The 17,370-nt window shown below is 53.5% G+C and carries 11 protein-coding genes; 9 read left to right on the forward strand and 2 right to left on the reverse strand.

Features of this window, described 5'->3' with window-relative positions; all coding sequences use genetic code 11:
- Positions 1-6: 6 nt before the first annotated feature.
- Entirely contained in the window at positions 7-465 is a 459-nt protein-coding gene (locus AC55FS_RS12980; RefSeq protein ID WP_496932678.1) for an HIT domain-containing protein, read from the reverse strand.
- Between the two features lie 65 nt (positions 466-530).
- On the opposite strand from AC55FS_RS12980, the gene AC55FS_RS12985 reads away from it, so the two are divergent.
- From AC55FS_RS12985 to AC55FS_RS13025, 9 genes are all read left to right on the forward strand, one after another.
- The gene (locus AC55FS_RS12985; RefSeq protein WP_496932679.1) at positions 531-1,655 is read left to right on the forward strand and encodes a GNAT family N-acetyltransferase; all 1,125 of its coding nucleotides are present in this window, start codon (positions 531-533) and stop codon (positions 1,653-1,655) included.
- A gap of 75 nt (positions 1,656-1,730) precedes the next feature.
- On the forward strand, positions 1,731-2,078 hold the full coding sequence (locus tag AC55FS_RS12990) for a hypothetical protein (RefSeq protein ID WP_496932680.1): 348 nt from the start codon (positions 1,731-1,733) through the stop codon (positions 2,076-2,078).
- 291 nt (positions 2,079-2,369) lie between these two features.
- Positions 2,370-3,599 (forward strand): TolC family protein, encoded by a 1,230-nt coding sequence (locus AC55FS_RS12995; protein ID WP_496932681.1) that lies wholly within the window; start codon positions 2,370-2,372, stop codon positions 3,597-3,599.
- On the forward strand, positions 3,592-4,872 hold the full coding sequence (locus AC55FS_RS13000; RefSeq protein ID WP_496932682.1) for an efflux RND transporter periplasmic adaptor subunit: 1,281 nt from the start codon (positions 3,592-3,594) through the stop codon (positions 4,870-4,872). Before AC55FS_RS12995 ends, AC55FS_RS13000 begins: the two co-directional genes overlap by 8 nt.
- Before the next feature lie 12 nt (positions 4,873-4,884).
- Entirely contained in the window at positions 4,885-7,998 is a 3,114-nt protein-coding gene (locus tag AC55FS_RS13005) for an efflux RND transporter permease subunit (protein WP_496932683.1), read from the forward strand.
- Positions 7,999-8,071: 73 nt separating this feature from the next.
- Positions 8,072-8,323: a hypothetical protein gene (locus tag AC55FS_RS13010; protein ID WP_496932684.1), complete on the forward strand. Its 252-nt coding sequence runs from the start codon at positions 8,072-8,074 to the stop codon at positions 8,321-8,323.
- Between the two features lie 135 nt (positions 8,324-8,458).
- Entirely contained in the window at positions 8,459-14,221 is a 5,763-nt protein-coding gene (locus AC55FS_RS13015; RefSeq protein WP_496932685.1) for a PAS domain-containing protein, read from the forward strand.
- 64 nt (positions 14,222-14,285) lie between these two features.
- Positions 14,286-15,149 carry a diguanylate cyclase gene (locus AC55FS_RS13020; protein ID WP_496932686.1) on the forward strand — a complete coding sequence of 288 codons (864 nt, stop codon included), beginning with the start codon at positions 14,286-14,288 and terminating at the stop codon, positions 15,147-15,149.
- Positions 15,150-15,190: 41 nt separating this feature from the next.
- Entirely contained in the window at positions 15,191-16,309 is a 1,119-nt protein-coding gene (locus tag AC55FS_RS13025; protein WP_496932687.1) for a response regulator, read from the forward strand.
- A 1-nt stretch (position 16,310) separates the two neighbouring features.
- Here AC55FS_RS13025 and AC55FS_RS13030 read toward each other — a convergent pair whose 3' ends face one another.
- Positions 16,311-17,366 carry a tRNA-queuosine alpha-mannosyltransferase domain-containing protein gene (locus tag AC55FS_RS13030; protein ID WP_496932688.1) on the reverse strand — a complete coding sequence of 352 codons (1,056 nt, stop codon included), beginning with the start codon at positions 17,364-17,366 and terminating at the stop codon, positions 16,311-16,313.
- Positions 17,367-17,370: the final 4 nt, after the last annotated feature.

Here is a 17,370-nt window from a genome sequence, read left to right on the forward strand (position 1 = left end):
ATGCGCTTACCAGTAAACGTTGTTGGCCGCTTCATCTGCAGCAGCGACATCTTCGACTAAATGTGAACCCAACAGGCTCTTCAACTCACCCACACGCTGCTCTAACATCTCTGGCGTGTATGCCTCTGGCTCGCTGTGGCCCCATACCGGTGCAGGCCAGGCTGGGTCACCTTCTTTGCGCACCACATGGTGCAGGTGCAATTGCGGCACGACATTGCCTAACGTGGCAATATTCATCGAGCGGGCGGCAAAGTGGTCAGCCAACTTTTCTGCCACTAGTGCCGACTCTTTGGCCAGCTGAATACGATCCTGCTCAGACAAATGATAAATTTCAAATACGTCGGTGCGCACCGGCACCAAAATCACCCATGGGTAACGGGCGTCGTTCATCAGCAGTACCTGACTGAGCGGCAAACGGCCAATCCAGGCGGTATCCGCTTGTAGACGTTCATGCAGACGGAACATAATGCTTACTCCAAATTCATATCCCGACCCATGATAGGGCCGAAGCGCGTATAAATCACTGAAAGATGGCACTTTTTCGTATTTTTACCAGCATCCATCAGGTAGATGCCACGGACTGGCAACAGCGCATAGGCAGCGCCTATCCGTTTATCAGCCAGCGCTTTTTGGCGGCCCTGGAAGACAGCGGCTGTATAGGCGATGACAGCGGCTGGGACCCTCTTTATGTATTGGTCGATGGCGCTGAGCCCTTTGCCTTGCTGACCTTTATCAAGCAGCATAGCTATGGCGAATACGTGTTTGATTGGAGCTGGGCGGATGCCTATCACCAGCACGGTATTGGCTATTACCCCAAGCTTTTGTGTGGTGCACCCTTCACCCCCGCCACCGGGCCACGCATTCTCACCCCTGCAACGCCAAGTCAGCAACAACTGACCCTTGCCACCCAGGTACTAACAGAGCTGTGCCAGCAATATCAGTTATCTGGCTGGCATCTCAATTTTTTTGAGGCACAATTGCAACCCTTATTTGCCGACACCCACGCTCATATCAGGCTTGGCTGCCAGTTTCATTGGCATAACCGCCACTACCAAAGCTTTGAGCATTTTTTGCAGAGCTTTCGCAGCAGCAAACGCAAAAACGTACTGAAAGAGCGCCACAGAGTTAAACAGCATATTCAACTCAGCCGCTTAACGGGCAGTGATATCAGTGCCGATGATATCAGTGAGTTTTATCGCTGCTACCAGCTGACCTACCTCAAACGCCAATCCAGTGGCTATTTAAATGAGGCGTTTTTCCAACAGTTACGCATTAGCCTGAGCGATCAAATGCTGCTGGTGAAAGCTCAGCAAGGACAGCAGCCCGTCGCTTATGCGCTGTACTTCTTTGATCAGAACACCCTTTACGGACGCTACTGGGGTTGCCTGCAAGGGGTCGACGGTTTGCACTTTGAAGCCTGCTACTACCAAGGTATCGAGTTTTGCATTGAACAGGCATTGCAGCGTTTTGATCCCGGCACCCAGGGTGAGCACAAAATAAGCCGTGGCTTTGAGCCCACCCTAACCTACAGCGCGCACTGGCTCAGGCATCCGCAATTTCATCAAGCGGTGGAGGCATTTGCTTTGGAAGAAGCACAACAGGTGCAACAGTATCTGCAGCAAGCAAGGCTGCGACTGCCGTTTAAATCTGATTAAAGAAATGTCGAAAGCCTTGTGTTTCTACGCGGGTGTGATTTAAATGGCATTCTTTAGAACCAAATGTTTGTTCCCATGCGCTTGTTATTGATTCTGACATTGCTGATTCAGCACACGGTGTTTAACACCGTGGCGGCGTCTGTGCATCTGTCTCATAACCCGCATGATGGACGCGAAACCCCGCACTTGCATGGTGAACAGGCCATTGCTGACTTGCTCAGCTTGGTCACGGATTCAACCGCGGATGAGCTGCACCAGCACGACGGCAACAGCGAAATACACCTGCATGTGCATTTGCTGGCACCGATGGCGCTGTGTTCTTTTACTGACGCCCCCCGGCCGATCAGCTTACCGGCCATCGCCGCCAATACCGACCCCATTGGGCTCAGAGCCCCGCCGTTATTGCCCCCTCCAAACCGCTAGCCGGCTGCTGATAAGCAACCGGCTTGCCGCTAAACGTTGAATACTGATCGCCTGATCTGCGCTCATTACAAGCTGCGGACAGCCAATGCCTGAACATTGGGCATGGTGATCGTTCAATAGAGACGTTTTCTGTCGTCACAGCCATCAGCCAGCGGTAAAACGCCGTGGCCAAGTTGCTGGCGGCTACGCGGTTTTAGCTCGCCCAGTTTATCTCCAGCCAACACAGCCAGACTGCGCGCACTTGTGGCGCGGCAACCATGTTTTTGTGTTTAAACCTGTGTGGAGACATTCATGTTATCCGTCTTTTTACGATATCGATGCCAGGCGGCATTGATGGCTGCCAGCCTTATGGCGCCAGTAACGCTGTGGGCCGACACCAGCAGCGAGCAATGGTGGCAGCAAGTCCAGCGACAACTGCAACAGCTGCCCCAGTGGCAGGCGCAAACCGCCCAGCAAAATAGCAGTCAGCTGCAGCAGCAACAGGCGCAATTAGCGCGCTTTAATCCATCGCTGGATGCACAATGGGAAAAAACCGACCAGCAAGTATCTTATCGCCTCGGCCTCAGCCAAGAAATTGACTGGTGGGACAGCGGTGAAGCAACGGCCCAACAAGCCACTCTCAACAGCCAAGCCATGGCACAGCAAACGCGTTGGTCAAGGCTGCAAATGCTGGCCCAAGCACTGCGCAGCGAAACCAACTGGCAAGCCGCGCAACAACACCAACAACTGGCCAGCCTGCAACAGCAACGCTTGCAACAATTGCTGGCCTTGTTAGAGCAGCGCCAGCAACAAGGCGACGTAGGCCAACTGGATGCTGAACTGGCCTTTTTGTCCCTATCCGAACAACAGCTGGCACTGGCCGATGCCAAAGCCGAGCTGATCGTGCAAAGCAGCGAACGCCGTAATTGGCTAGGTAAGATACCCGCCGCACCAGCGGATACCTGGCAATCCTTGCCACTCAATGCTGCCAACAGCGCGGATCAGCACCCCCTAGTCGCGCTGGCCAAAGCTTCTTGGCAAGCGCAACAGGCCAGCACAGAAGCCACGGCCCGGGATCGTCGTGCTCGCCCCACCATTGGCCTAAATGCTGGCAAGGATGAGCAGCAAACCGTGGCAGGCATCAACCTGTCAGTGCCGCTCACGGTGCGCAATGACTACCGCTACGAACAGCAATCCCTGCAACAGCAGACTCTGGCTATGGAAGCCCGGTATCGCGAGCAACGCCGCCAATGGCAGCAACAGCTGCAACAACAGCAACAGCTGTGGCAAAGCTATCAAGCCCAATGGGCGCAATGGCAACAACACAGCCCCAAGCGCTTGCAGCGCAGCGAGCAACTGCTGAAACAGCGTTGGCAGCAAGGCGACCTGAGCATTGCCGATTATCTACGCAGCCTGAATCAGCTGGCCGCCAGCGAGGCTGCCGCGATCGAATTGCAACGTAAAACCCGTTTGGCCGCACTGGATTTGTGGCTCACCAGCGGCCAATGGCCCTCTTCTGCTCTGGAGTCTCGCTATGAATAATCTGTTTTTTAAAACTCTTCCTTGCACCGCCCTGACGTTGCTATTAACCGCCATGCCCGCCAGCAGCAGCGAGGCCGAGACAGACCATCGGCATGACGGCAACGCTGAACACGCTGAACACGCTGAGCACGCTGAACACGCTGAGCACGATGAACACGCTGAACACGCTGAACACGCTGAACACGCTGAGCACGATGAGCACGATGAGCACGATGAGCACGATGAGCATGCCAGTTCAGGCGAACACGGCCATGATCATGACGAAGAAGAAGGCATTGAACTCAGCAACCAGCAGCGCCAGCTGGCGCAAATAGAGGTCAGCACCGTTAACCGCCAGCCTCAGCGGCAGGTGTTAAATGCCCCCGCAGAACTGGTCGCCGATGCTTATCAAACCTTTATTGTCAGTCCAACTACGGACTCGCAAATTGTCAGTCGTCATGTCGCATTAGGCGATAGCGTGCAGCAATTTCAGCCGCTGTTAACCCTATTCAGCGCTGACGTTGCCGAAGGTCAGGCCAATTACCGCTCGGCCTGGTCGGAATGGCAACGAGTCCAGTCGTTAGGACAGACGGTGGTCGGTGATCAGCGCTATGTCAGTGCGCGCTCGGACTATGAGCGCAGTCGCGCGCGATTGCAGGCGTTTGGCTTAAACGCCGACGACATCTCACGATTGCAGCAGCCAAACATGCCAGCGCTGGGGCAATATCAGCTGCGTGCTCAGGTCGCTGGCACAGTATTAAATGACAATTTTGAGCAAGGTCAGCATGTCAGTGCGGGCACGCAACTGATGCGCATCGCCAATGAGCAACAGTTGTGGGTCGAAGCGCATTTGCCGGCAACGGAAAAACGCCTGCTCAGTAACGCTGAACGCTTAACCGTCGAAGTCGCCGGACTGCAGCTGCAAGCCACGCCCGGCCAGGACTCTCACACCATTGACGCCCGCACCCGCACCCGCCGAGTACGTCTGCGTATCGACAACCCACAGCATTTGCTGCACCCCGGCATGTTCGCCAATGTCCGACTGGAGTTTTTAAGCCCACCAGTGGTCGCGGTACCGCAGCAAGCCTTGATGCCGACCGATGACGGTCAGTGGCAGGTATTCGTGCAATCCACCGACGGTACATTAAAGCCACAAGCCGTGGAGTTGGGTCCACGCTTTGGCGATTTGCAGCAAATCAGCGGCGTCAATGACGGTGATCAGGTGGTCATCCAGGGGGCGTTTTTTGTCGCCTCACAATTTGCCAAAGATGGCTTTGATCCGCACAACCACTAGGAGCACGGCTGCATGTTAAATTCGTTAATTGCCCTGGCCATTCGCCAGCGCTTGTTGCTGCTGATGCTGCTGGTGGCCCTCATGGCACTGTCGGCACTTTATATTCCGCGGCTCAATCTCGACGCGTTTCCCGACGTCACCAACGTTCAGGTCAGCATCAATACCGAAGCACCTGGACTTGCCGCGGAGGAAGTCGAACAGCTCATCAGCTACCCCATTGAAGCCGTGATGTACGCTCTGCCCGACGTTGAGCAAGTACGCTCGGTGTCGAAAACCGGATTATCGGGCGTGACTGTGGTGTTTAAGGAAGGCACCGACGTCTATTTTGCCCGCCAACTGGTATTTGAGCGCCTGCAGGCTGCCAGAGAACTGATTCCAAAAGGTGTGGGTATTCCAGAAATGGGGCCCAATACCTCAGGCCTGGGGCAAATTTTCCAGTATTTACTGATCGCCGAGCCGGATTCAGGCTACGACGTGATGGCCCTTCGCAGCTTAAATGATTGGCTGGTGAAGCTGCTGTTAATGCCGGCCGAAGGCGTGACAGATGTCTTATCCTTTGGCGGTGAAGTGCGCCAGTATCAGGTCAATCTGATTCCTGAACGCTTACTGGCCTACGACATCAGCCAGCAGCAAGTGCAGCAGGCCATTGCCGACAACAACCTCAATGTCGGCGGCTGGTTTCTGCCTAGAGGCCAAGAACAATTGGTGATTCGTGGCATGGGTTGGCTGCCGGGCGGTGAGCAAGGGCTGCAAAGCCTGGCTCAGCTGGCGGTGAAAAGCGTAGACGGTACCACAGTGACGCTGGCCGATATCGCCACAGTAGAATTTGGTGGTGAAATTCGCCAAGGCGCCGTCACCATGAGTCAACGCCACCCTGATGGCTCAGTGCAACCGCTGGGCGAAGTGGTCTCCGGCATTGTGTTAAAGCGCATGGGGGCCAATACCAAAGCCACCATTGATGCCATTAAAGAACGCCTGCCGCGTATTCAACAAGCCCTGCCCGACGGTGTCACACTGCAGCCGTTTTATGATCAGTCTGGGCTCATTTCCCAGGCCGTCAAAACCGTCGTTGATGCATTGCTGATCGCCTTTGTGCTGATTGTGGTGGTGCTGGCGTTTTTCTTGATGAATGTACGCGCTACCTTGCTGGTATTGCTGTCGATTCCGGTATCGATTGGCTTGGCACTGTTGGTGATGTCACTGCTGGGCATGTCAGCCAATCTGATGTCATTGGGTGGCTTGGCCGTCGCCATTGGCATGCTGGTCGACGGTGCTGTGGTGATGGTCGAAAACTTGACCCGCAAATTGCAGCAAGGCGCCATCAGCGATCGCCGCCATGCCATTTCTCAGGCCTGTCAGCAGGTGGCAAGGCCAGTGTTTTTTGCGAGCAGCATTATTTTGGTGGTGTTTTTACCGCTGTTTACCTTCGAAGGCGTAGAGGCCAAGTTATTTCAGCCGATGGCGGTTAGCATTCTATTGGCCTTAATAGCAGCATTGTTTACCGCGTTGGTGCTGATTCCGGCTCTGGCTGCATTTGCCTTTCAAGCGCCCATCACTAGCCGCCGCAATCCCTTGATCGAACGTTGGCAGCAAGGCTACCAATCCCTGCTAGAGCGTGCCATGCAAAAGCCCGTGCTAGTGATTTCGTTGGCGATCGGCCTATTGCTCAGTGCCGCACTGCTGGCGCCGCGTTTGGGAACTGAGTTTGTGCCAGAGCTGGAAGAAGGCACCATCAACTTGCGCGTCACCGTAGCGCCATCTGCCAGTTTGGACACCGCCCTGGCGGTAGCACCCAAGCTGGAAGCTATGTTGCTGGCATTCCCAGAAGTGACCTACGCCATGTCACGGGTCGGGCGCGCTGAAGTTGGCGGCGATCCAGAGCCGGTCAGTAATATTGAAATCTACATCGGATTAAAACCGGTCAAAGACTGGCAAAGCGCCGACAACCGCCAGCAGCTGCAACAGATATTCCAGCAGCGCTTGGAGCAGCACCCGGGCTTGCTGTTCAACTTCTCTCAACCCATTGCGACCCGGGTGGATGAGCTGTTATCGGGCGTCAAAGCCCAGCTGGCCATCAAGTTGTTTGGCCCTCAATTGGATCAACTGCAGCAATATGGTGAGCAGCTGGCCGAGCTGGTCGGCACCATTGATGGCACCCGCGACGTTGCCCTAGAGCCCATTGCCGGTGAGCAACAGTTGGTAATTCGCCCCAATCGTATGGCGCTATCGCGCTATGGCATGGCGGTGGCCGATGTCATGCAAGTGGTTCGAGATGGCCTAGGCGGAAGCAGTGCCGGGCAAATTATTCAAGGCAATGAACGCTACGACATTTATGTACGCCTGCAAGCCGCAGCCCGCCAAGACCCAGTCGCCATTGCCCAACTGCAATTAAAAAGCCCGACCGGCGCCTGGTTACGATTGGGGGATGTAGCCGACGTCAGTATTGAATCTGGACCGCCACAGATTCGCCGCGACGATGTTCAGCGCCGGGTGGTGATTCAGGCCAATGTCGAAGGTCGTGATATGGGCAATGTCGTCGCCGATATTCAGCGCAGTATTGCTGAGCAAATCGATTTGCCGCCAGGTTATTCGGTCGATATTGGCGGTCAATTTGAAAGCCAGCAACGCGCTCAACAGCGACTGTTATTGGTGGTGCCATTAGCTCTGGGGTTGATTGCATTACTGCTGTTTTTTGCCTTTGGCAACTTAAAGCAAACGCTGTTGATTTTGCTGAATATCCCACTCGCTGCGGTGGGCGGTATTTGGGCATTGTGGCTCAGTGGCTTGTACCTGTCGGTGCCAGGCTCAGTCGGCTTTATTACCCTGTTTGGCGTCGCAGTGCTAAATGGTGTGGTGATGGTTGAGCAGATCAATCAGCAGCGCCAACAGCAGTCCCTACGTGAAGCCGTCATCACAGGGGCCAGCTCGCGTCTAAGGCCAGTATTAATGACCGCGCTCACCTCGGCATTGGGATTGATTCCTATGTTGCTCAGTCAGGGCATAGGGGCAGAAATCCAGCGGCCACTGGCCACGGTGATCGTCGGCGGCTTACTCAGCTCCACCCTGTTGACGCTGATCGTGTTGCCTGTGTTGTATCCTTGGTTTGAACCACGCCAACCGCGTTAACCCTTGGCTGGCGTGATGGCTGTACGCCGTCACGCCAGTTTGCTATAACGCCTGCTCAACTGCAGGAGTACCCATGCCAAGAGAGATTCCACCGATGCGCGCTTATCGCGTTCGTCATTTATTGGTGTTTGCCCACAAGGGCACCGAAGCCAAACTGTTGGCTGCCCCAGAGCTGCGACCAATGCCAGAATGGCAGCAGGACGTCTCCGCCTGGGTCGCACTGCGTGCCAACCGAGAGCCACAACTGGACGATCAGTTGGATAGTCTCCAAACAGAGGCCTACATAGATAGCCGTTTGTCGGGCACATCAAACGATAACGAATGATCAGCTGGCTAGTCATCATACAGAGGCCTTCATAGACAGCCTTTTACCGGGCACGCCAGCCAATAACTAAAGCTGGCAGGCGCAGATGCCTGCGCTAGTCTTGTCAGATATCCCATTATTGTCTGGCAGTAATGAATGTCGCACCCAACCGGTAAGGACACCTCACCTTCTGGCATCCGTTTGCAACGCTTTATTCTGTGGCGTTTGCTGCTGGTAGTGCTCACCCCTATGCTGCTGGTTGCCCTTGTCAGCCTGTGGCAGGCGCACCAGCAATTGCAAGAGAAGGCCCGTGCACAACTAGAAGCCAGGGCCGATCATCAAGCCGATTTACTGCAGCACTGGCTGTCACTGCGACTGGCCGATGCGCAACTCTATGCCCACGGCGCACGCTTAGGCAGCTTGACTGAACAACTGGCGCAACATTGGGCCAAAAGTGATCTGAGTGCCGAAGACTTTATCGCCACACCGTTGTGGCAACGCATCCACCAAACCTATCAACAGCGCGCCAACGCCCTGACCTTACATGATCAGCTGTTTCATAACTTATTACTGATCGGCAAAGACGGTACGGTGCTGTTTGCCAGCCAGGACACACCGTTACTGGGTAAAAACGTGCTCACAGACTCGCTGGCGCCGTCATTGCGCCACGCGGTAGAAACCGTCTTCAATCATGGCCTTGATCATCTTGCCGACACTGCGCCGCAAATGGACGGAGAACAATTAAAATACACCACCTGGTATGTCGCCGAGCTGGATCAAGATACGGGGTTAGTGGCGTTACAACTCGATTTCAGTCGTTTGACCAGTCTATTGCGCTCCGATGGCCGCCATCAGCGTAGCCTTCTGATCAACGAAGACGGACAGCTACGCTCCCCCCTTCCAGCATTCGAATCCGAGCCCAATAATGCGCAATCAATCAGCACCATCATCGAGCAAGCCTTAGCGGAAGGCTGGCATCAGTACCAGTCGTTTGATGGCGTTGACGTCATCGGCATTACACGTTCCATTATTGCCGGCGACCACGCCTGGTTTTTATTAACCGAAATGCCAGCCAGCCAGCTGGCCATGCCGACCGCACGTTTGCTGCAAAATACCCTGTTGTATTTGCTCCTGGCACTGGTGTTTTCCGTGCTGGCGGCGGTCATATTGGCGCGCCACTTATCCACCCCTATCAAACGATTACGTGACATCAGCACCAGTCGCCAAGTCGCCACGGCCGATCTCGCCAGCACCGGTATCGAAGAGCTGGATCAGGTGCAAGCAGCCCTGCATGCCAACGCCATTGAGCATAAGCAGCAAGACGAACTGATCCGCGACAGCCTGTTGAAATCCCACCGTCATCTGGCCACGTTAAGTGACCAAAAAGCCGCTTTAAACGAACATTGCATCATGTTGTTTGTGGATGGTGACGGCATGATCCGTGATGCCAATCAGGATTTTTGCAAACTCATCGGTTATTCACCGCAAGAACTGCTCGATCAACCGCTGGCCAATATTACGCCGTCGCCATTTGGCGCCACAGAGTGGCATATTGAACGCGCGATCCAGCAAGGTAAAAAATGGAATGGCGTGGTGCATGGCCACGACCGACGTCACCAGAGTTTCTGGCTCAAGGCCACCGTGATTCCATTAAGCCGCAACGCGGGCACCATGTATGTCTGCACCGATATCACCAGCCAAGAGCGCACCCAACAAACGCTTAACGAATTACACCACATCACGTCCGATTCATCGTTGGAGCTAACCCAACGCATCAATGCCATGCTCGAGCTTGGCTGTCGTATGTTTGAACTGCCCATCGGCATTGTCAGCCAGATCAATGCCAACACTTATACCGTACGTTACGTGCACGTGCCTGAGCATCAAATTAGCATTGGCGATTCCTTTAAACTCGGTGACACCTATTGCTCCTTAACCCTCAGCGCCAATAGTCCTAAGGCGTATCATCACGCCGGTGCCAGCGAAATCGCCGATCACCCCTGCTATAAAAACTTTCATCTGGAAGCTTATTTAGGCTGTCCTCTTTTGGTTCAAGGCCAGCGTTATGGCACCGTCAATTTTTCCAGTCCGGACGCTCGGTTGCGGCCCTTCACCGATTCCGATTTGGAGCTGGTGCAGCTGATCACCCAATGGGTCGGCAATGAAATCAGTCGCGACCAGGGACGCATCACCTTACAGCGTCACGATCGATTGTTGAAGCAAGTCAGTGAACAAGCCCGCATCGGTGGCTGGGAATTGGACGTTGCGTCTGGCCAGCTGTATTGGTCGGCTATGACGCGACTGATTCATCGTGTACCCGACAACTTTCAGCCCAGCCTAGACGAAGGTATTGAGTTTTATAAGCCAGGTCACAGCCGTGAGCGTATTCAAGTGGCCGTTGAGACCGCCATTAAAGATGGCACGCCGTGGAATGAAATCCTGCAAATCATTACCCATGACGGTCAGGAAGTGTGGGTACAAGCGCGTGGCCAGGCTGAGTTTAATGGCGATCAATGTGTGCGTTTATACGGCTCATTCCAAGATGTTAACGACACCATGGTGGAGAAACAGCGCAACGATTTAGTGCTGAAATCCACCGCCGTCGGTATTTGGGACTGGCATATCCCCTCCGGAGCCACGGTATTTAATGATCGTTGGGCAGAGATAGTCGGCTACCAATTGGATGAGCTGCAACCGGTCGACATCAACACCTGGCTCAATCTGGCCCACCCGGATGATCTGCCCGAGTCAGAGCGCTTGTTGAACGAGCATTGGCAGGGAAACAGCGAGCTATACATCTGTGAAGCCCGCATGCGTCATAAAGAGGGCCATTGGATATGGGTGCTCGATACCGGCAAGGTCGTTGAATGGGACGATGATGGCAAGCCGGTGCGTATGATAGGCACCCATCTCGATATCAGTGAACGCAAATACGCTGAGCAACAGCTGGCAGACAGTAACTACCGTTTGTCTTTAGCCCGTGACGCAGCCGGCTTTGGCGTCTGGGACTTTGACCTGACCACAGGTCAGCTGGATTGGGACGAAGGTATGTTCCATATCTATGGCATCAGTGAGCAGGAATTCCAGCACAGCGTTAACGATTGGCGTGATCGTTTGCATCCTGCCGATCGTGACCGTGCTGCTGAAGAGTTTAAAACCTGCCTGGAAAACCACACGTCCTTTGCCAGCGAGTTTCGCATTATCAGTCACCCCGATGGATTACGACACATTAAAGCCAATGCTTACACGATTAATGACGACAAAGGCCAGCCCATTAGGGTGATTGGCACCAACTTAGACATCACCGATTTACGTATTCAGCAGCAGCGTTCCGAACGGGCTTTATCCATGGTCGAAGCCAGCATGGAGGCCACCGATAACGGTGTGTTAGTGACCACCATAGAAGGTGAGATTGTGCGTTGGAATCAGCGTTTTATCGAAATGTGGCGACTGCAGCCAGAGGAGATAAAAGCAGTCAACCACCAACGGCTGTTGCAGTTCATTGTTCCGCAATTGCGCAACACCAAGTGGGTGGATCAGCAAATGCAGGAGCTGTACGCCAACCCAGAACAAGGCGCCTTTGACCTCATTGAGTGCCTCGATGGGCGCATTTTTGAGCGCTCTTCGCTGCCCATGTTGCTGAATCATAGAGCCATTGGCCGAGTATGGAACTATCGTGATATCACCGCTCAGCAGCGCAACCAAAAAGCCCTGCTGGAAGCCAGACAGCAAGCCGAAGCTGCCTTGGTCGCTAAGAGCCAGTTCCTTGCATCTATGAGTCACGAGATTCGCACGCCCATGAACGGTGTACTGGGCATGTTGGAGCTGCTGCGCAATACGCCATTAACCGAAGAGCAGCAACATCGTATTAACCTGGCGCGCAGCAGCGCCCAGGCACTGCTTAACCTGATTAACGACATTCTCGACTTTTCAAAAATCGAGGCGCAAAAGCTCACCATACATAACGAGCGTTTTGATCTGGTCGACATGGCCAGCGACTGTGTTGAAGGCCTAGCCCAACTGGCTCAAGACAAAGGCCTAGAAATCGTACTCGATACCTCCGCCATCGAATGCCGCGACATTATGGGCGATGAAGGCCGCTGTCGTCAGGTGCTGACCAACCTAGTAGGCAATGCGATTAAATTCACCGAAGAAGGCGAAGTCGAAGTCCGACTGGCGACCCACCAAAGCCATGAACAACCCTGTCGCATCGATGTACAGGTCCGCGATACCGGCATTGGCATAGCGCCAAGCGATCAGGCAGCATTATTTGAAGCCTTTAGCCAAATTGACGCCTCCAATACCCGTAAGTTTGGTGGCACCGGCTTAGGGCTTGCAATCGTGCAGCAACTGCTGACCTTGATGGATGGCGGTATCGAGGTCGACAGCGAACCTGGCCAAGGCAGTACCTTTAAAGCCCATTGGATGGCACCAGAAGCCTGGTCGCGTGAACTTGGCCAACAAGCACAAAAAAGCGTGCTGATTATCAGCCCTCATGAGAGCCAAAACCGCGCCACCATCGCCATGTTAAAACGGTTAAATGCTTGCAGCAGTGCCTGTAAGGACATCAAACACGCCATCCAGTTATTGGAACAGCAAGTATTCGACTGCGTGCTGATCAGCACGGAACTGGCGTTGCAAGAAGATGCCTCTGGTCAGGTCGCCAGCCTTCAGTTAAAGCAGCGCTTTGGCGTACGCCAGGTATTGATGACCCCCATGCGCTTTCACAGTGAACCTGAAGCGCTCAAACATGCGGGCATTGATTGGTGGTTCCCAATACCCACCACTGAGCAGGATTTAGCACGGGCGCTGGGAGACAGCAGCAAGCATCAGCATCAATTGCACAACTCCATTGGCCAAGGCAGTTGGCAGCATTTGCTGTTGGTTGAAGACAATCAAGTCAACCAGCTGGTCGCGTCTGAGCTGCTGGGGGCTTTGGGGTATCGCATCAGTGTTGCCAACCATGGCCAAGAAGCGCTGGATATTCTGAATCGCTGTGATGACGACCCGATACAACTGGTATTAATGGACTGCCAAATGCCCGTACTCGATGGCTACGATACCACTCGCAGCATTCGCCAGGGCAAGGCCGGTGACAACAATCGCGATGTTCCAATCATTGCCATGACAGCCAATGCCATGGAAGGTGATCGACAAAGCTGCTTGGATGCTGGCATGAACGATTATTTATCCAAGCCAGTTAATGTCACTGAACTGCAAAACAAGGTATTAAACTGGCTCGGTCAGAGCTATGCCCATAAACCCGCGCCTGCAGCTAAAGCAAAACCACAACAATCGACACCCACCACCGCCACGCCAGCCAAAGCCCAACAGCCGGTTTGGCAAAAAAATGACGCGCTTAAGCGTTTAATGGGCAATGAAAATCTGCTGAAAAAACTGATCACCTTATTTGTAGGAGAACAGCCCAAGCGCCTAACACAAATGCAGCAGGCAGTAGAGCAACAACAATTGGCAGAGCTAGCCACCTTGTCTCATACCCTAAAAGGCGCTGCCGGCAATTTAGGCGCAGCACAATTGCAACAGGCCGCCAGCGAGCTTGAGCAAGCCGCTAAAGCACCTGATGGCAAGGATATAGACGCTTTATGGCAATCACTGCAACAGGCCTCAGACGCTTTTATGGGTGCAATTGACCCAGATAGTGACAGCACTCCTGCTGCAACCGACAGCATGGATATCCAATTATCCACCGGCCTGCGCGAACAATTGCTCAAACTGCACAAAGAGCTGGAGCTGGCCAACTACATCGATATTAGTGAGTATCCCGTGCTCGACTGCCAGGCCAACCAAGGTCCAATCGCGCAGCAACTGTTTGATATCAGCAAAGACATCCTCAACCTTGATACTGACTCGGCACAAGCTAGGCTTAAGGCGTTACTCGAATCTTCAGAAACCGCCTAGTGCCAGGGGGCTGCTACTTGCCACGCCAGCATCAAACGCCCATCACCAACAAGGCATACGGGCCATGAGCACGGTATTGTTGGTCGATGACTCAGCTGAAAATATTCAAACTCTGGCGGCCTGCTTGCGGGATGAGTATCAACTAAAAGTGGCCAACAATGGCACCCAGTGTTTGGAACTGGCCAGTCGTTTTCAACCCGACCTGATTTTATTAGATGTAGAGATGCCGGACATGAATGGCTTTGATGTCTGCCAGCAATTAAAGAGCAACGAGCATACCAAAACGATTCCGGTTATTTTTGTTTCTGGTCACACCAGCCAAGAATCAGAAGAGCGTGGATTAGAGATTGGTGCCGTTGACTACATATTCAAGCCCGTCCGCCCTGCCATCGTTAAAGCCCGGGTAAAAACCCACGTCACCTTAAAGCAACAGCACGATCGATTAATCGATTTAGCCATGCGTGATCAGCTAACTGGCTTATTTAATCGTCATTATCTAATGGAGCATATTGATCAACGATTATCTCGCAGTCAGCGTCATGGCTATGACATGGCGGCCTTGATGTTGGATATCGACTACTTTAAACGCATCAATGACGATCTGGGCCACCAAATAGGCGATCAGGTATTAAAAGAACTCGGACATTTTTTGCAGGATTTTTTTCGTACTGAGGATATGGTGGCACGATTAGGTGGAGAAGAGTTTCTGGTGATACTGGACCCTTGTCCAGCGACACAAATTATGGCCAAAGCCGAACAATTACGGCTTGCCATTGCCGAACTTGAGCCGGCCAAGGTAAAAGTCACCGTCAGTATTGGCGCTACTGCCATCACCGACGAAGACACATTAGCAACTATGCTAAAACGAGCAGATCACGCTTTGTATCAGGCCAAAGATCAGGGCAGAAACCAGGTGTGTATCCAATGATCAAGACGTTAGCCCATTAGGCTGAGGATGGAGTGAATACCATGGCACGAATACTGGTGGTTGACGATACCGAAGCCAATCGAATGCTACTGAGAGAGCTTCTGGAGCCACAGTACGAGGTTGAAGAAGCCGATAGCGGTGATGCTTGTCTTGAGCAAGTGGCGGCACAACAGCCCGATCTGATTCTGCTGGATGTGGTCATGCCCGGCAAAACCGGCTACGACGTTTGTGTCACATTAAAATCATCACCCAACACCCATCGCATCCCCATCGTTTTTGTCAGTGCCAAGGATACCGTACAAGAGCGTCTCGAGGGGTTTGAAGCCGGCGCTGATGGTTACATAACCAAGCCCGTTGATGGCCAAATCCTGCTGGATACCGTGGCCGCCGAATTGAATCATGCCGAGCACCATTCACAGGCCGTAGAACAAGCGGATCAGGCCATGCAGGTCGCCATGGAGGCCATGACCCACAGTTCAGAGCTGGGCAATATTATCGAATTTGTACGCCAGACTCAGCAGATACGCTCGGTTGAATCCTTGGCAGCGGCCATTTTGGCCAGTGCCGCCTCCTTTCAGCTCAATGCCTGTGTTTTAGTAAACACAATTGAGCCGATTGTGGTTGGCTGCGAGAAACGTGACCTGGCTGGGCAGCTGATGAATAAGTTTCGCAACTCTGACAAGGGCATCACCCACCACGGCATTCGCACCATTATCCATACCCCGCAGGTGGTGGTACTGATTAAAAACATGCCGCTGCACGATGAAAATCGCTATGGACGGCTAAAAGATCACTTGGCCATTTTGGCCGATATCGCCTCGGGCCAGGTACAGCTGTTAGAAGCCGAGCAGATGTTTGCCGCCCAGCGTAAACGCATGCTAGGAGAGATCATTCAACTCACCGACGAAACCATCACCAACGCAAGTCAAGAAGTGCGGCAGCAAACACAAAACATTCACCAAGACGTGTTGGCCATGGTGGAAGAGCTGGAATCCATGCTGTTCAGTTTGGGGCTGGATGATGACCAAGAGCATAAACTGATGAGCCTAGCCCATCGCACCTCAGATCAGTTGCAGAGCAAAAGCAAAGCACTGGATATCATCGACGAATCGTTAGGCAAGGTGTTAGAAGCACTGTACGACTATCAAAGCCGCCATTAACTCATAACTGGGCCAACCACTGTCGCCAGCGCTGCAACGCTTGAGGCTCAAGCCATGGCGCCACCGATACCTGGGGTAAACTTTGCCAGTTATCCAACATACCAGCCGCCGCTTTTATATCACCCGGCGCATAACGATTGGCTGCTGGGTATTGCTCTCGATAACACAGATCGTCAGGCACCAGCGGCCTTGCCCCGGCACTCACCGCTTCGAGCACTGAAATGCCCTGAAATTCATGCTGAGCGCTGCTGAACACCACGTCCGCTTGAGCCAGGTAGGCTTCATACTCTGCCCGTGACGGATAATCATCGACCACAATCCAATCTGCAAACTCCGCCCGTATGTGGCGCAAGGTATCGGGGACTGTATTCGGCCGGCCACCTAATAACGCCAAACGAACGGGCTGGCTGAGCGAACGTAACAACTGCAATAACTGCAATAACTGCTCCGGTTGCTTGTCATATTCCCAGCGATGATTCCAAAGCAGCAGTGGCACCGAGTGCTCTGCTCTTGATTGAGCGGCGTTAGCGACGATAGGTTTCACTGGCACAGGTAACCATGCACTGCGCGTCTGAAGCTCTGCCACGACTCCTTTGGGCACCTGATCTGGCAAGCGTTGCAATAACGCTTCAAGGCCGGCAAAGAAGCTGTCGCGGTTGTACTGTGAGTTAAACAACAGCTGCTGAGCCGATAACGCACCGTACAGCTGCACCATCATGGGATCTACCGACCCATGCTGCTGAGCACTGAGCGGATACGCAAATTGGTTTTCGTGAAAATAATAACTGGCAGGCACAGTTGCCAACGCCGGTACCAACCCTCGCAGCGTCGCCAAATCCACCATGCTGGTGGCCAAGATATGGTCTGGTTGCCAACTCTGCAAAAGCTCCATCAACGGCTGTCGCCAAGACAAAGGATTGCCACGGATGCGCCAGCGAAAATAGCGACCAGGCAGCTCATAACAGCGCCAGTCTGCCACCAGCGTTTGTTGCAGCATATCGCTCCAATAAGCATGACTGTCACTGCGATAAGCGGATAACAAAAGAACAGATTTCATCGGT

The organism is Bacterioplanes sp. CLAM21 (genome assembly GCF_059641015.1).

What these genes read in the sequence shown, in the direction of transcription:
- AC55FS_RS12980 (WP_496932678.1), bottom strand. Translation starts at nt 465, where the DNA reads ATGTTCCGTCTGCATGAACGTCTACAAGCGGATACCGCCTGGATTGGC.
- AC55FS_RS12985 (WP_496932679.1), top strand. Translation starts at nt 531, where the DNA reads ATGGCACTTTTTCGTATTTTTACCAGCATCCATCAGGTAGATGCCACG.
- AC55FS_RS12990 (WP_496932680.1), top strand. Translation starts at nt 1,731, where the DNA reads ATGCGCTTGTTATTGATTCTGACATTGCTGATTCAGCACACGGTGTTT.
- AC55FS_RS12995 (WP_496932681.1), top strand. Translation starts at nt 2,370, where the DNA reads ATGTTATCCGTCTTTTTACGATATCGATGCCAGGCGGCATTGATGGCT.
- AC55FS_RS13000 (WP_496932682.1), top strand. Translation starts at nt 3,592, where the DNA reads ATGAATAATCTGTTTTTTAAAACTCTTCCTTGCACCGCCCTGACGTTG.
- AC55FS_RS13005 (WP_496932683.1), top strand. Translation starts at nt 4,885, where the DNA reads ATGTTAAATTCGTTAATTGCCCTGGCCATTCGCCAGCGCTTGTTGCTG.
- AC55FS_RS13010 (WP_496932684.1), top strand. Translation starts at nt 8,072, where the DNA reads ATGCCAAGAGAGATTCCACCGATGCGCGCTTATCGCGTTCGTCATTTA.
- AC55FS_RS13015 (WP_496932685.1), top strand. Translation starts at nt 8,459, where the DNA reads ATGTCGCACCCAACCGGTAAGGACACCTCACCTTCTGGCATCCGTTTG.
- AC55FS_RS13020 (WP_496932686.1), top strand. Translation starts at nt 14,286, where the DNA reads ATGAGCACGGTATTGTTGGTCGATGACTCAGCTGAAAATATTCAAACT.
- AC55FS_RS13025 (WP_496932687.1), top strand. Translation starts at nt 15,191, where the DNA reads ATGGCACGAATACTGGTGGTTGACGATACCGAAGCCAATCGAATGCTA.
- AC55FS_RS13030 (WP_496932688.1), bottom strand. Translation starts at nt 17,366, where the DNA reads ATGAAATCTGTTCTTTTGTTATCCGCTTATCGCAGTGACAGTCATGCT.